This is a genomic window from Pseudobacter sp. (genome assembly GCF_051955275.1).
GTDB lineage: Bacteria > Bacteroidota > Bacteroidia > Chitinophagales > Chitinophagaceae > Pseudobacter.
On the sequence record NZ_JBQCGW010000192.1, the window covers coordinates 37464 to 54347 of the forward strand.

At 48.8% G+C, this 16884-nt stretch carries 8 protein-coding genes; 7 read left to right on the top strand and 1 reads right to left on the bottom strand.

The features are described 5' to 3' along the window. The first annotated feature begins 81 nt into the window (after positions 1 to 81). From ACTHMC_RS16875 to ACTHMC_RS16905, 7 genes are all read left to right on the top strand, one after another. Positions 82 to 4173: a hybrid sensor histidine kinase/response regulator transcription factor gene (locus ACTHMC_RS16875; protein WP_440414788.1), complete on the top strand. Its 4092-nt coding sequence runs from the start codon at positions 82 to 84 to the stop codon at positions 4171 to 4173. A 137-nt stretch (positions 4174 to 4310) separates the two neighbouring features. Next, positions 4311 to 7172 carry a TIM-barrel domain-containing protein gene (locus ACTHMC_RS16880; protein WP_440414789.1) on the top strand — a complete coding sequence of 954 codons (2862 nt, stop codon included), beginning with the start codon at positions 4311 to 4313 and terminating at the stop codon, positions 7170 to 7172. 44 nt (positions 7173 to 7216) lie between these two features. Beyond that, on the top strand, positions 7217 to 10309 hold the full coding sequence (locus ACTHMC_RS16885) for a SusC/RagA family TonB-linked outer membrane protein (protein WP_440414791.1): 3093 nt from the start codon (positions 7217 to 7219) through the stop codon (positions 10307 to 10309). A 17-nt stretch (positions 10310 to 10326) separates the two neighbouring features. Then, entirely contained in the window at positions 10327 to 11919 is a 1593-nt protein-coding gene (locus ACTHMC_RS16890; RefSeq protein ID WP_440414793.1) for a RagB/SusD family nutrient uptake outer membrane protein, read from the top strand. A gap of 33 nt (positions 11920 to 11952) precedes the next feature. After that, positions 11953 to 13377, top strand: a complete 1425-nt coding sequence (locus ACTHMC_RS16895; RefSeq protein WP_440414795.1) for a hypothetical protein — start codon at positions 11953 to 11955, stop codon at positions 13375 to 13377. A gap of 198 nt (positions 13378 to 13575) precedes the next feature. After that, the gene (locus ACTHMC_RS16900; protein WP_440414797.1) at positions 13576 to 13731 is read left to right on the top strand and encodes a hypothetical protein; all 156 of its coding nucleotides are present in this window, start codon (positions 13576 to 13578) and stop codon (positions 13729 to 13731) included. Between the two features lie 96 nt (positions 13732 to 13827). After that, on the top strand, positions 13828 to 16245 hold the full coding sequence (locus ACTHMC_RS16905; RefSeq protein ID WP_440414798.1) for a glycoside hydrolase family 2 TIM barrel-domain containing protein: 2418 nt from the start codon (positions 13828 to 13830) through the stop codon (positions 16243 to 16245). A gap of 63 nt (positions 16246 to 16308) precedes the next feature. Here ACTHMC_RS16905 and ACTHMC_RS16910 read toward each other — a convergent pair. Beyond that, a partial coding sequence (locus ACTHMC_RS16910) for a zinc finger domain-containing protein (protein WP_440414800.1) occupies positions 16309 to 16884 on the bottom strand: 576 nt, incomplete at its 5' end.

Here is a 16884-nt window from a genome sequence, read left to right on the forward strand (position 1 = left end):
GGCACACCCAAAAAATCACATATATGTTTCCTCTTTTTTAGGTAAATTGACAGACCAAACTCTGAGCAGAAAAACACCAAAATGTTTTCGCTGAAATATACGTTGCTGTCATTCTCCCTTCTCCTCTGTGTAATCACCCATGCCCAGTATGAGCAATACACTTTTTCCCGGATCGACGTGAGCTCCGGCCTCTCAAATAACCAGGTGAACAGCATTTTTAAAGACAGGAACGGATTCCTCTGGTTCGGCACCATGAGCGGCCTCAACCGGTACGATGGCTATACCATCAAATGCTATCGCAAAACAGCTGACAGCAATTCGCTCGTGGACAATTATGTGAGCACCATCTGGGAATGCCCCGGCAATAAATTATGGATCACCTCCCGGCCGGACGTGAGCATCTTAGACCTCAATACGGAAAACATCAGCCGGAATACCCGGCAATACCTCAGCTCGCTGAAACTGCCCACCGGCACTATCTCCCTCATCAAAAAAGACAGCAGGAACAATTTCTGGTTCATCTACGCCAACAAAGGCGTGTACAGGGTGAGCCCCGGTAAACCACCCGTGCTTTATGCGCCGGGCAAAGGCCCAACGGCAATTTCTTCAGCCGATATAACCGGACTGGCAGAAAGTCCTGAGGGCCCTGTCTGGCTGGTGCATCGCAATGGCATGCTGGATAAGATAGATCCGGAAGCCGAGCGCGTGGTGGCGCATATAAGCATGTTAAAGGCAGCGAATCAAGGCAATTACAACTGGAGTATTTTCATTGACCGCGATAATGATCTATGGGCCTATACCGGAGAGCCCAGGGGACTCTTTTATTTCAACCAGCAGAAGATCGTTCAGTTCAATGAGAACAGTAAAAGCCACCGGCTCAATACCAACCTCATCATGGGCGTTGCCCAGGACAATAACGGCGTAATCTGGGTGGCTACAGATCATGGCGGCATCAACCTCATCAACAAAGGAAAAGATTTCTCTATTCAATACCTGCTCAGTGATCCGGATAACCATAAGAGCATCGGACAAAACAGTATCAACTCATTGTACAAAGACAATTCCGGCATCATCTGGATCGGCACTTACAAACAGGGCATCAGTTATTACAACGACAATATTCTCAAGTTCGCGCACTACAAACATCGCAGCAATGAGCCCCACAGCCTGCAATACGATGATGTGAACCGCTTTGTGGAAGACCGGAAAGGCAATATCTGGATCGGCACCAATGGCGGCGGGCTTATTCATTTCAACAGGCAGACCAACAAATTCACGCAGTACCTGCACAATCCTTCCGACCCCGGCAGCATCAGCAATAACGTGATCGTTAGCCTCTGTATCGATCGAGAACAAACACTCTGGATCGGCACCTACCTGGGCGGCCTCAATAAATTCGACGGAAAGAAATTCACACGATACCGCCACAATGATTCCATCCCGGAAAGCCTGGGAGATGACAGGGTCTGGGAGATCCTGGAAGACAGCAAAGGCCGGCTCTGGATCGGCACGCTTGGAAAAGGTCTTGATATCCTGGACCGCAAAACAGGCAGGTTCTCGCATTTCAGAAGCAAGGATACCGGTACTTCGGCTATCCATTCAGGTTATATCATGGCCCTCATGGAAGACAGCAAAGGACAACTCTGGATCGGCACTGCTGAAGGCATCGATGTTTACAACCCGCATACCAATAAACTCTCTCATTACGGCCAGGGCAATACCCCGCAAAACCTGAGCAATTACAATGTACTGTCGTTGCTGGAAGACAATAAAGGGAGGATCTGGATAGGTACGCGGGAAGGCCTTAACTGCTTCGATCCCAAAACCGGCCTCTTCAGCAAATTCAGCCAGAGTGATGGTCTCGCCGACAATACCATCCTCACCATTCTGCAGGACGATCATAACAGTCTGTGGGTAACCACCCCTAACGGCCTCAGCAATATCATGCTGGGTACGGACTCCCTGATTACCGGCGTCAGGAATTATGAAGAGGCCAGTAACCTGCAGGGAAAAGAATTCAACGAGAACGCCGCACTGAAAACAAGTTCTGGTGAACTGATCATTGGTGGCCCCAACGGCATCAATATCATCAACGCAGATTATAAAGACAAGCGGCAGCCCCCACCCCAACTGGTATTCACTAATTTCCAGGTATTCAATAAAAATGTGCAGGCAGGAGACACCATCGATAACCGTGTACTCCTCTCCCAATCTGTCAATGCCATCGACGAGATCCGGCTACGCTTTCGTGAAAATGTCTTCTCCATAGAATTTGCCGCGCTTGACTTTTCGCATGTGGGTGTTGACAAATACGCGTACATGCTCGAAGGGTTCAATAAGGACTGGCTGTTTACAGACGGACAGCAACGCAAGACCACTTATACCAACCTGGATCCCGGTAAATATACCTTCAGGGTGAAGGCCATGACAAACGAAGGAAGCTGGAGCGATGAAAAGACCTTGCATATCGTGATCCTCCCCCCTTTCTGGCGCACGCCCTGGGCCATCTTCCTGTATGTGCTGGCCACTGCCGGCCTGCTCTTCTTAGCCCGCAGGATAATTGTGGAAAGAACACGCATGAAGTATGAAGTGGAACAGCAGCGCAGGGAAGCAGACCGGATGCATGCTATCGATACCATGAAGACAAAGTTCTTCACCAATGTGAGCCATGAATTCAGAACACCACTCAGCCTGATCCTTTCACCGCTTGACAAGATACTGAAGCAGGCACATGACCCCGCCCAGAAAACACAATTGCAACTCATCCATCGCAATGCCAAAAGATTGCTGCAACTCATCAATCAATTGCTGGATTTCAGAAAGATGGAAGTGCAGCAGTTTGTGCTTCATCCCGGCTTTCATGATATCGTGGCCTTCAGCAAAGACATCAGCCATTCTTTCTCGGACATCGCAGAACAGAAAAATATCCGGTTTTCCGTACATACTGATATCGACTCACTGGATACCTGGTTTGATAAGGATAAACTGGAGAAGATCCTCTTCAATCTTCTTTCCAATGCCTTTAAATACACACCACAGAACGGTGCCATCGATATTCACTTCAGTTATGTACTCCAACAGTTTGTGATCAGGGTGCAGGACAGCGGTATCGGCATTCCACCCGACCAGCACGAAAAGATCTTCGAACGATTCTTTCAGCTGGATGTTCCGGAGAGCATGCTCAATCATGGCAGCGGCATCGGGCTGGCCATCACCAAAGAATTCGTACGCCTGCATGAAGGAACAGTGGAAGTGGAAAGTGCTCCCAACCAGGGCACCTGCTTTACCATCAAACTACCGGTGAAAACATTGCCCGAAGTGAATGGTATCCATCCCGAAGCCCGGCCTGCGGCTGTTACGCAGGAGATTGCGGAAACCACCATCACTCCAAAGCCAGTGGAGAAAGCGGGGCGTGTTACCATATTAGTAGTGGAAGACAATGAGGATTTCCGTTTCTATCTCAAAGACAACCTGAAATCAAAATACAATGTGCTGGAAGCCCCCGATGGCAGGGAAGGCTGGCAGAAAGTAAAACTGTTAATGCCGGACCTGGTGGTCAGTGATATCATGATGCCCAATATGAATGGCATCGATCTCAGCCGTCGTATCAAGGGTGATCCCCGTACCGCACAGATCCCTGTTATTCTGCTCACTGCCATGGATAATGAGGAGGCGCAGCTGGAAGGATACCGCTCAGGCATCAATGATTATATCTCCAAGCCCTTCACTTTCGAGATCCTGGAAACCAGGATCAGGAATGTACTGGGACAGAAGCAGGTGCTGGAAAAGAGTATCCTGGGGAAGATGGAAGTGAGCCCGCAACAGGTGACCATCAGTTCCGCAGATGAGCAGTTCATGAAAATGGCCAGGGAAGCTGTGGAAAAGAACCTTTCCAATGCAGACTATTCGGTGGAAGACCTGAGCCGGGATTGTTATATGAGCCGGGTGGGGATCTATAAAAAGATTCTGGCGCTGACCCGCAAAACGCCCATCGAGTTCATCCGCAGTATGCGGATCCAGCGGGGAGCACAGCTGCTGGCAAAGAGCCAGCTCACCGTTGCTGAAGTAGCCTATGAAGTAGGATTCAACAATCCGAAAAACTTTTCCCGCTATTTCAAGGAAGAATTTGATATTTTGCCATCCCAATACCAGAAAAACAGTATCAGTACCTGATACTATTTTATCCCGGCACTGCCCCTGCCGGCGCTCAGTTAACATTTGATACCCCAATCGTGAACGATTGACCCCCATTCTACAGTGCGCGAGCAATTAGATTTGTATTCGTTAACAACAAAATCAAACTGCTTGTCATGCTGAGAAAAAAGTTCCTCTTCAGTATTGCATTACTCACGCTCCTGACCCAGGCATGGGCTAACACTTCTTCTTTTGTGATCACTTCAGACGGTGTGATCGTTTACCCCGATCCCGAATATGCCCTCAATACACAGGCAGTAAAAGTGCAGGTGATTGCAGACAATATCATTCATGTTACGGCCAGTCCGGATAAAAACCCGGTCCCTTTCTCCAGCCTCAGTGTGATCACTGTGCCTGGCAAGCCCAACTGGAAGACCACCAGCACAAAAGACAAAGTGATCATTAAAACCAACCTGCTCACGGTGGAAGTGGTCCTGCAATCAGGTACCGTCAGTTTCTACGACCAGAACGGCAAAAAGCTTCTCGCAGAAAAAGCGGTCAGCGGCAGAAGCTTCCGGCCTGTAGCCTATGAAGGACAACGATCCTGGCAGGTCACGCAAAGCTTCCAGGGCAGCGAGCCCACCGCCTTCTACGGCCTCGGCCAGCACCAGGCAGGCCTTTTCAATTATAACGGACAACAGGTGACCCTCTTTCAGAACAATACCGAAGTGGCGGTACCCTTCCTGCTCACCAATAAGAACTATGGCATCCTCTGGGACAATTACAGCATCACCACCATCGGTGATATCAGGCCCTACCATGATCTCGGCGCCCTCAGACTCTATTCAAAGAACGGCGAACAAGGCTGGCTCACTGCCACTTATTACAAAGACAGGGAAGGCAAAACAGTGCTGTTGCAGCGCCCCGAAAACAGCATCGATATAGCGTTCCTGGACGATTATAAACAACTGCTGCCTCCCGGTTTCAACTCCATGAAAGGCATGGTGAGCTGGGAAGGAGAGATATCCTCCGGATTCAACGGCCTCCACAAGGTCCGTATGACCTATGGCGGATACATCAAAGTATGGATCGGTGGGAAACTGGTGCTCGATAAATGGAGGAGGTCCTGGAACCCCGCCCCTGCTGTGATGGACATTCCCATGGAAGCAGGAAAGAAATATCCTGTCCGCATAGAATGGATCCCGGAAGCCAATGAAGTGTATCTCACTTTCAAATGGATAGAACCAATGCCCGAGGCAGAAAAAAACGATTTCTCTTTCTCTTCCGAAGCAGGCAAACAACTCAATTACTATTTCGTGTATGGCGAAAATATGGACGCCATCATTGCTGGATACAGGACCATCACCGGCAAGGCCACGCTTGCGCCACGCTGGGCCATGGGCTTCTGGCAGAGCCGCGAGCGATACAAAACACAGGATGAAGTGCTCAATACCGTGAAAGAATTCAGGGAACGTAAAGTGCCGCTGGACAATATTGTGCTCGACTGGAATTACTGGCGCGAAAAAGAATGGGGCAGCCAGGACTTCGATGAAACCAGGTTCCCCAATCCAGACAGCATGATCAGCGTGCTGCACAACAAGTACAATACCCGCTTCATGATCTCCGTATGGCCCAAATTCTATGAAGGCATTGATGCCTACAAAAAGTTCGACGCCAACGGATGGCTGTACAGGAGGAATATAGCGGATGGTTATAAGGACTGGATCGGTACCGGGTACAAATCCACTTTTTATGATGCGTTCAATGAAGATGCGCGCAATGCATTCTGGGACCTGCTCAACAAAAAATTATACAACAAGGGCATCGATGCCTGGTGGATGGATGCCAGTGAGCCCGATATCCATTCCAATGTGACACCTGAAAAAAGAAAGGAGCAGATGATCGCTCCCAATGCCTCCTACATTGCAGCAGAGAACCTGCTTGCCTATCCTTTGCAGAATGCCAAAGGCATTTATGAAGGTCAACGCAATACTGATCCCAACAAGCGGGTGTTCATCCTCACCCGTTCTGCCTATGCAGGCAGTCAGCGTTATGCAGCGGCAGTATGGAGCGGGGATATAGGAGCAAGATGGGATGATATGAAAGCGCAGATAGCGGCAGGCATCAACTTCTCCATGTCCGGCCTCCCCTACTGGAGCATGGATATCGGAGGCTTCATGGTGGAAGACAGGTACCAGGGAGAAAAGATGACTGAAAAAGACCAGGAAGAATGGCGCGAGATGCTCACACGCTGGTACCAGTTCGGTGCGTTCACGCCGCTTTTCAGATCACACGGACAATATCCATACCGCGAGATCTGGAACATTGCACCCGATGATCATGCTGCTTACAAAAGCATTCTTTACTACCAGAAACTCAGGTATAAATTACTTCCATATATCTATTCCGTTGCGGGAAAGACCTACCACGATGATTACACCATCATGCGTGGACTGCCGATGGACTTTCCATCAGATCCAGCAGTAGCATCTATCGGAGATCAATATATGTTCGGGCCATCCCTGTTGATCAATCCTGTATATGGTTATAAAGAAACAAGCAGGAAGATCTATCTTCCTCAGCATCCCTTCTGGTATGATCTCTACACCGGCAAACATTATAACGGCGGCCAGACGATCACAGCCGATGCCCCTTACGGCAGAATGCCCGTTATGGTGAAAGGCGGTTCCATCCTGCCTTTCGGGCCAGAGCTGCAATACACGGATGAAAAGCCGGCAGACACCATCACCCTGTTTGTGTACAGCGGCCTGAATGCACAATTCGATCTCTATGAAGATGAGAATGTGAACTACAACTATGAAAAAGGAAATTTCTCCAATATTCCCATCAGCTGGGACGAATCCACCAAAGCACTCACCATCGGCGCACGCAAAGGACAGTTCAACGGCATGAGGGAAAAGAAGACGTTCAGGGTGGTATTCATTTCTCCTGACAAACCCACCGGAATCGATCAGGCAAGGCTGCGATTCAAAGAAGTAAAGTACAACGGAAAAACGATCACCATTAAACCATCATAACCAAACGCTTTCGCTATCATTTAAAAACTGCCAACCGCTTCTATATGAAAAATTGTAATCAACTGCTGAGAGCAGCACTCTCAGCCTGGGCGCTTATTGCCGGTATATTACTGCTCAGTATCAGCGCACAGGCTCAAACTTCTCCCCTGAGAGGAAGGGTGTTATCCAAATCAGATGCCTCTCCCCTTCCCGGAGTAACAGTCAATATCAGGGGCTCCAACATCACTGTCATTACTGATGAACAGGGCCGGTTCTCCATCAATGCCAAAGCAGGAGATCTGCTTGACGTCAGCTTTGTGGGCTATCGCCCGGTAGAAGTGAAGATCACTACCATCGCAGACATTGAAGTGCAACTGGAAGTTACCATCAACCAGCTGGATGATATTGTAGTGATCGGTTACGGTACCCAGAAGAAAAAACTGGTCACCGGCGCCAACCTGCAGGTAAAAGGAGAAGACCTTCTCAAACAGAGCACCACCAATGCCCTGCAAGCCTTGCAGGGACAAGCGCCCGGCGTACAGATCACCAGTACATCCGGACAACCCGGCGCAGGCATCAATGTAATCATCCGCGGAAAAGGGACCATCGGAAACTTCGGTCCGCTCTATGTAGTGGACGGAGTGAACACCAATGATATCTCCTACCTCAACCCCGCAGATATTGAATCCATCGATGTACTGAAAGATGCCGCATCCGCCGCCATCTACGGTTCACAGGCCGCCAACGGCGTGGTGCTGGTCACCACCAAAACAGGAAGGAGCAATCAACGCGCTTCGGTTACCTATGATGGTTATTATGGCATTCAGAACCCGGAGCGGAAAGCCAGGCTCCTGGATGCAAAGCAATATGCCACCATCATGAACGAAGCAGCGGTGAACTCCAATAAACAGCCTTACTTCACCCCCGACCAGATCAATTCACTTCCCGTGAACACCAACTGGATGGATGAAATGTTTGTGAAAGATGCACCTACACAAAGCCACTCTATCGGTGTAACCGGCGGCAATACAGGCTCTGTGTATTCACTGGGCATTTCCTACACCGCACAGGAAGGTATTGTAGGAGGCAAAGGATTATCAGACTACGAGCGATACAACCTGCGCCTCAACTCAGAACACAGCCTCTATCAGAAGATCCTGAAGATAGGTCAGCACCTGACCTTTACATATGAAAAGAACCAGGGTATCGGTGTGGGAAATATCTACAACAACACCCTGCGCAACGCATTTGGTGTAAGCCCCTTTGTACCGATGTACGACGACCAGGGCAATTTCTTCAATAATACCAATTCCACCTGGAACAACGGCGAAGCCAATCCCTACGCGCTGATGTACTATACCAACCAGCGCAAGAACAATAACCAGCGCCTCTTCGGTGACATCTATATGATAGTTGAGCCACTCAAAGGCCTCCGTTACAGAACCGCACTGGGTCTCAATTACAGCGCCTATGAAAGCCGTTCTTTCAGCCCGGTTTACAAGCTGAGTATTTATAACTTCAATGATTTTACCAGAGCCTCACAGAATATGTCGAGGAACCGCAGCATTCAGTTCGATAACCAGCTGAGTTATGATTTCAATCTGTTCAAAGAACATAACTTCCAGGCGATGGTAGGAACCTCTTCCATCAAAGGCGAAGGCAGTGGCATGTACGGGCAGAACAGGGACCTGATCTTTGCGGACCTGCGTCATGCCTGGTTGTCCAATGCCACCAATACGGATGGCACCAATATCTCGCTCAACGGTTCGCCCTGGGAGGATGCACTGCTCTCCTACTACGGACGATTACAATACAATTTCAAAGAAACATATCTCTTCAATGCCACTATCCGTGCAGATGGCAGCAGCAAATTTGCTGACGGTCACCGCTGGGGTTATTTCCCTTCCGTTTCTGCCGGATGGGTGGCCAGCAACGAAAGCTTCCTGCAATCTGTCAACTGGCTTGATTTCTTAAAGCTGCGTGCCAGTTGGGGACAGGTGGGCAATCAGAATGTGGCAGCTTACCAGTTCCTTACTCCGATCACCTTCGCTTTCACCAATTATAATTTCGGGAATGTGGAAGGCATCAATACTCCTGGCGCATATCCAAGCAGGTTAGGAAACCCGGATGTAAGCTGGGAAACTTCCGAACAGACCAATATCGGTTTTGATGCCATCGTAGCGAAGAACCTCAATATTAACTTCGATTTCTACGTAAAAAATACCAGGGATTGGCTCATTGTAGCGCCTGTGCTGGCAACAGCCGGAGCCGATGCACCGCTCATCAATGGTGGCGATGTACGCAATACAGGAGTGGAACTTGGTCTCTCCTGGCGTGGCAATGTGGGCAAGCTGCGTTATACCATCAGCGCCAACGGGGCTTACAACAAAAACAGGATCGGTCATATCCCCACACTCGACAATATCATTCACGGCAATACCAATACCCTGTATAACAACTCGCTTGAGTTCTACCGGGCACAGAACGGTATGCCCGTTGGTTATTTCTGGGGATTAAAAACGAATGGATTGTTTCAGTCGGAAGCAGAACTGGCAGCCTACAGCAAAGGAGGAAAAAAGATCCAGCCAGATGCTGGTCCTGGCGATGTACGATACGTTGACCTCAACAACGACGGTGTGATCAACGACCTGGACCGTACACAGATCGGTGATCCCAACCCCGACTTCACTTTCGGCTTCGGCGTCACTGCAGAATACCAGGGCTTTGACCTGGCCATCCAGGCCAATGGCGTGGCCGGCAATCAACTGGTGCAATCATGGCGTAATCAGTCCGATGCAAAGGCCAACTACTCTACCGCTATCCTGGACAGATGGCATGGTCCGGGTTCCTCCAACAGGATCCCACGTGTAACTGAAGACAACAGGAACTGGACACAGTTCTCCGATCTCTATATTCACAATGGTGACTTCCTCCGCATCAGCAATATCACTATCGGATATGATTTTTCCCGCATCGCAAAAAAATCCTTCCTCAGCAAACTTCGCCTGTATGCGGCCGCACTCAATGTGATCACCTTCACCAGATATGAAGGCATGGATCCGGAGATCGGTTACGGAGAAGGGTTTTCTTCGGGTGTGGATGTGGGTTATTATCCAAGGCCCAGAACAATCATGATCGGCGCAAACTTCAAGTTCTAAGCTTAACTGTCACAATTATGAAAAAGATCAGACTCTATATACCGCTCACCCTCCTGCTGATGTCGGGAGCCTGCAGCAAATCATTCCTGGATACGGAAGACGTTACCACTGCCACTGAACAGAACTTTTACAAAACACCGGGGGACGCCTTCAAAGCACTGGTGGGTTGTTACGACGGCCTGCAACAGGTATGGAAAGATGGCATCGCCTTACCGGTAGCGGCTGAAGTAATGTCCGACAATACCTTTGGCGGCACAGGCAATTCTGATGGATTCGGTTACCAGATGATGGATGAGTTCGACAAGAGCCGCTCTCCATCAGATCAGAATTTTTTCAATTCCAACTGGATCAACTACTACAAAGCGCTCTATCGCTGTAATATGCTGCTGAGCAAAATGGAACAGATCAATTGGAAGGGACAGGAATCAATGCGCCCCATCTATGAATCTGAAACCAGGTTCCTGCGTGCTTATCTCTATTTCGATATGGTGAGAATGTGGGGAAGTATTCCATTGCTCACGCAACCCGGCAATGAGAATGTACCACAGGCTAGCCCTGATGAAGTGTACAAACTCATTGCAGAGGATCTTGAATTTGCAGCACAAAACCTGCCCAATACAAAATATACATCGCAGGCTCCCGCCACTTACGGAAGGGTCACCAAATGGGCCGCTGCATCCTTGTTAGGAAGAGTGTACCTCTACTACACCGGTTATTACAGCAAGCCTGATCTGGCTGGCGTAACCACCAAAGCAGAAGCACTGAATGGACTGGTGGATGTGATCACCAACGGCGGATACGGCCTGGTGGAAGACTATAAAAATCTCTGGCCTGCAGCTTCCGTTCTTACTTATGCCGGAGAAGACAATAAAGAAACAGTCTTCGCTATCAAATACACCTTCACCAGCGATTACGATGGCAATACAGATGGCAATCACTGGCTGGTGATGTTCGGTCTGCGTGATCAGTTCTCTTTTCCTTACGGACAGGGATGGGGCGGCGGCACAGTAAACCCTAAGCTCTGGAACGCTTACCTGGCAACAGATACAAGAAGAGGCGCCACCATCACTTCCATCATAGATGAAGGCATCAACTTCACCATGAAAGGCAACCAGCGCGAATACACCGGTTACTATGTCAAGAAATATACGCCTACCTGCGACGAGAATGGCAACAGCATAGCTGTGAACAAAGGCGGCGTGAACTTCATGATCGGACAGTTCCAGGATTATGTGAGCATCCGCTACGCCGATGTGTTGCTGATGGCTGCTGAACTGGGTGCGCCCAATGCACAGACCTATTTTGATGATGTAAGGAAGAGGGCCTACAAAGCCAACTTCACACCACTGGCCATCAGCCAGGAAAATATCATGAAGGAAAGGAGACTTGAATTTGCACTGGAAGGTCACAGGCTCTACGATCTGCTCAGGCAGGGCGTGAATGTGGCCGCAACAACCATTGCCGAATCAACCAATGTGGAGAACGGAGGCGTGAGCACCAACAAAACCATCAGTGCGGCAAAGATCGCGGAAACAAAAGGACTGGTGCAGATCCCATATACACAGATCACCTTATCCAATAACGTGCTCAAACAGAATGCAGGATGGTAATCATCTTCCCGATTCAACTTAAAACCGAATTGTATGCAACGCTATAAATTTTTTGTATGGATCATGCTGGCAGGAATGCTCCTGGCAGATGCCTGTAAAAAACCCGGTCATGATCTGGGTGCTCTTCCTGATTCAACTGAGCTGAAGTTTGATGTGGTGCAGGACTATCAGAAAGATGCTGGCGGCAACACTGTATATCTTATCAATCAAACGCCAGGCACTGTGCCCATGTGGGATTTCGGTACCGGTAAATCAACCAGGCAGGTGGATACGGTACGTTTCGCTTTCAAAGGCGACTATGTGATCAAATACTCCGCAGTTACTGCCGGAGGTATCGTTACAAAAGAGCCTGTAACCATCAAGGTTACCAAGGACAACCTGGATTATGTGAACGATGCCCTCTGGATCCTGCTGGCAGGTGGCCCGGGTAATGAAAAGACCTGGGTGCTGGATGGAAATGCCAATGGCGATAAAAAACATTATACCAGTCCTGTTTACTTTGCGGGAATGGACAATGCCTATGGCACCAAAAGCGCCGATGGCAAAACCGTGGCATGGGGTAAGGTTTGCACCAATCCCAGCGGCCCCAATTGCTGGACCTACGATCCTGTTTACACCAGTGATACCTGGGCGGCAGAGAAAAGAGATTACGGGTATATGACCTTCAGCCTCAAAGGCGGTCCCTTTCTCGCCACCGATCACAAAGGGGTAGGCGGTTACAATACAGAATCGGGCACCTACTTCCTGGATGTAAATACACTCGTTCTTACCACTTCCGGGGCAACCCCGCTCTTTGTAAGTTCTTCTCCCAATGATCTGGCAAGCCTTACCAGCTGGCGAATACTTTCATTGACAGAAAATTTCCTTCAGCTGGCTGGAAAAAACAAGAGCAAGGACGAATACCAGGTGCTCAATTTCATGTCGAAATCATTCAGCGATAGCTGGACACCTCCTCCCACTGAAGAACCAGAACCGGACGAAGGCACCAATCCTGTGTTTGGACCCGGCGAGCTCATGACCATGCTCACCGGTGGTGCCAACTCCGGCCGCTTCTGGCAGCTGGATGCAGCCGGTAACCCAGTGGACTGGATCGCCAAGGGAAGAGGCTGGACAACCGGTGCAAGCTCCAGTGCAGACTGGGGCTGGAATGCAGGCTGGGCAGAAGCTGTGAACAATGCCTGGATCCGCTTCGATAATATCGGGGGCAATAATTACACCCGCTTTCAGAAGGGCGTTACCACTACCGGAACTTTCAGCATCAATGAAGCCACCAATGAGATCACACTCACCGGTAATACTTTATTGCTGAATGCAGTCAGCTGGTTGAACCCCACCAATAACAAGCTGAAAGTAGTGAAAGCCTTTCCGGATAGTTTCCGGACTAAAGGGATCTGGTTTGGCACTGTGTACGATGCAGCAAAAGACGAGTGGTTATCCTTCCACTACGTTATACCATAGCAGGCAGGTTAGAGGCAGTCCTGCTCACCAGCAGAACGGGATTGCCATTTTTTATGCACTGTAAAAAAATCCTGATGCGTATTTCCTGGATGAAACGCGTGGAGGAAATGGTGAACTGTGCATTGAGCGCCGATCTGTATGTATTGATAAATATTCACGGCCGCCAATGAAGACCATGCAAAATACCGGTTATGCTATATGAGATATATTTCCACTTCAATCAAATCGCACGGGTTGGTGCCCATGTACCGGGATGCCGGTTTTACGGGCGACAAAGGCAGCGGCCTCTTCAACCGGAACAATGGCGATAAAGTTTTTCCCGATATCATTTCAGCACTCACCACAAATAATTAATTTACGGGTAATGTCTCAGGTTGATCCAGCAGTCTACGGCAGTTTGGCCTGCTAATCAAAATGAGGCATTATCCGTAAAACAATAAAACAACATGCATGAGAAAGATTGCATTGTACTTTTTCGTATTCCTGTATTTTTATTTCCCTGCACATTCGCAACACGGCGCGCGGAAAAATTTTGATGAAGGCTGGAAGTTCAGACTTGACAGTGTCAACAATTATTCCGCTACAACTGTTTCCGATGGCGACTGGCGATCATTGGATCTGCCGCACGACTGGAGCATTGAAGGCAGGTTCAGCAAAGACCATCCTGCAACATACAATGGAGGCGCCTTGCCCGGAGGAATTGGCTGGTACCGTAAAACATTTACCCTGCCTGCAGCGGATGCAGACAAGCAGGTATATATTTCATTCGATGGCATTTACTGCAACAGCGAGGTATGGATCAACGGGAATTATCTCGGTAAACGCGCGCATGGATATGTTTCGTTTCAATATGATCTAACACCCTGGCTACATGCCGATGGAAAGCCCAATACCATTGCTGTGAAAGTGAGCAATAACCTGCAACCCAATAGCCGCTGGTATTCCGGCTCCGGTATTTACCGTCATGTATGGCTCACCACCCTGAATAAATCATCCATCAAGCATTGGGGAACATTTGCGATCAGCAGGAATATCACTAAGAACAATTCAGACCTGCAGATTGAAACCAAAGTGCAAAATGCAGGCAGTGCCAGACAAAAACTGGTGCTGCTCACTACAGTATATGATCAGCAGCACAACAAAGTAGCGTCAGAGAATAAAGAGATCACTGCATTGCCGGGCGTTGCCATGCCGGTTGTTCAAACGATGAAGATCACCAACCCTCATCTCTGGTCTGTCAATGATCCCTATCTCTACACAGTGGAATCCGTGTTGCAATCTTCTGAAGGCCGGGAGCTCGATAAATACCAGACCACGCATGGCATCCGCTATTTCAACATGGATAAGGATAAAGGGTTTTCACTCAACGGTGAACATCTCAAAATCCGTGGCGTTTGTAATCACCACGATCTGGGGGCGCTGGGCACAGCAGTGAATACGCGCGCCATTGAACGTCAACTGGAATTATTAAAAGCGATGGGATGCAATGCCATCCGCACTTCGCACAATCCTCCTGCACCGGAGCTGCTGGACCTCTGCGACAAAATGGGATTTATTGTGATGAATGAAACCTTCGATATGTGGAGGCACAGCAAAACAAACTACGACTATTCCCTCTACTGGGATGAAGAACACCAGCGAGATATCCGCGATCATATCCTGCGCGACAGGAACCACCCTTCTGTGATCTTCTGGAGTATCGGCAATGAGATCATAGAACAATGGGGCGATAGCACCGGCATGAATATGGCGCTGGAACTCAGTGGTATTGTGCGTGCACTCGATAGCACCCGTATTGTTGTGTCCGGCAATAACGAAGCAGGCCCATACAATAACCTGATCCGTTCCGGCATGTCGGATGTAGTAGGATACAATTACAATACAGCACGCTGGCTTTCATTCCATCAGGACTGGCCCGGCAAAAAACTGATCATCACAGAAAGTACTTCGGCACTCGAAACCCGTGGTCACTACGATAAAATCCCATTCGATACCGTTCGCAGGTGGCCGCTGCGTTGGGATCTGCCTTTAGTTGACGGTAATGCAGATAATACGGTTTCTGCTTATGATCATGTTTCTGCACCCTGGGGCTCAACACATGAAGAATCACTGAAGCTGATGGAAAACAATGAACATGTATCCGGTATGTTCGTATGGACAGGCTTCGATTATTTGGGAGAACCTACTCCTTACACCTGGCCTTCGCGCAGTTCCTACTTCGGGATCATTGACCTGGCGGGCTTTCCGAAGGATGTTTATTACCTCTATCAAAGTGTCTGGACAGATAAACCCGTACTGCATGTCTATCCGCATTGGAACTGGAAGCGCGGGGATACCCTGGATGTAGTGGCTTATTACAACCAGGCTGATGAAGTGGAATTATTTCTCAATGGAAAGTCATTGGGAAAGCAACGTAAAGAGAAAGATAATATGCATGTGAAATGGCGCGTGCCTTATACCTCTGGGACAGTCAAAGCGATCTCCCGCAAAGCCGGAAAAGTAGTGTTGACGAAGGAGATCAAAACCGCTGGTGCACCAGCTGCCCTTCAACTGCTGGCAGACAGAAATACTATTGCAGCTGATGGAAAAGACCTGAGTTATATCACTGTGAAATTAGTGGATAAGAAAGGAGTGCTCATTCCAGATGCCAACCAGCTGGTGAAATTCTCGGTTACTGGTCCGGGTTTTATTGCAGGTGTTGATAATGGAGATCCGGTGAGCCATGAACCTTTCAAAGCTGATCAGCATAAACTGATGGCAGGGATGGGATTGGTGATCCTGCAATCCACCGGAAAACCTGGTTTGATCAGACTTTCTGCCAGCATTCCGGGATTGCCGGAGACCAGCATTGAAATTGAAGTCAGGTAATGAAACTATTACCATTGCGTTTATCTATTGGATTGATACTTTCATTACAGCTGAACGTACACTTCAATACTTCACCTGGCAATTATCACAGAAATACGTTCTCCTTTTTCCTTTTCCCATATACACTTTCTTCAACGGAATGCCACATCGCGGGCATTCCGTTTTTGTGTGCACTTTCCAGTTTTTCTTCAACACTCCAGCTTTCTTCCATTTCAGAAAATCAAATGCATAGTTCACCATTTCCTTTACCAGGGCTTTCAATTTTGCCGGTGGCAGATTGCCTACTTTACTGGCAGGATGTACTTTTATCCGGAAGGGCACTTCATTCTTGAATATATTACCGGCTCCCGCAAATATTTCCTGATCAAGGATGGCATCGCAGAGCTGGGTATCAGGAATGGCTTTGAGCTTTTCTATTGCCTTTTTACTATCCCATGATTTGTTCATGATATCTGCACTCCAGTCGTATACTTCATCCAGCGGCTCATCGATTCTTTTCACGGCTCCCGCGTAAAAGCTCACTTCTCCTTTCGCAAATTGCAGAAACAGCCTCGGCTTGGCCGCCTTTCTCTCATTGATAAGATAGCTTCCGAAAAGCAGGAAATGTACCCGCACTGTGAATTTGGGGAAACAAATGAG

What these genes read in the sequence shown, in the direction of transcription:
- ACTHMC_RS16875 (WP_440414788.1), top strand. Translation starts at nt 82, where the DNA reads ATGTTTTCGCTGAAATATACGTTGCTGTCATTCTCCCTTCTCCTCTGT.
- ACTHMC_RS16880 (WP_440414789.1), top strand. Translation starts at nt 4,311, where the DNA reads ATGCTGAGAAAAAAGTTCCTCTTCAGTATTGCATTACTCACGCTCCTG.
- ACTHMC_RS16900 (WP_440414797.1), top strand. Translation starts at nt 13,576, where the DNA reads ATGAGATATATTTCCACTTCAATCAAATCGCACGGGTTGGTGCCCATG.
- ACTHMC_RS16885 (WP_440414791.1), top strand. Translation starts at nt 7,217, where the DNA reads ATGAAAAATTGTAATCAACTGCTGAGAGCAGCACTCTCAGCCTGGGCG.
- ACTHMC_RS16905 (WP_440414798.1), top strand. Translation starts at nt 13,828, where the DNA reads ATGAGAAAGATTGCATTGTACTTTTTCGTATTCCTGTATTTTTATTTC.
- ACTHMC_RS16890 (WP_440414793.1), top strand. Translation starts at nt 10,327, where the DNA reads ATGAAAAAGATCAGACTCTATATACCGCTCACCCTCCTGCTGATGTCG.
- ACTHMC_RS16895 (WP_440414795.1), top strand. Translation starts at nt 11,953, where the DNA reads ATGCAACGCTATAAATTTTTTGTATGGATCATGCTGGCAGGAATGCTC.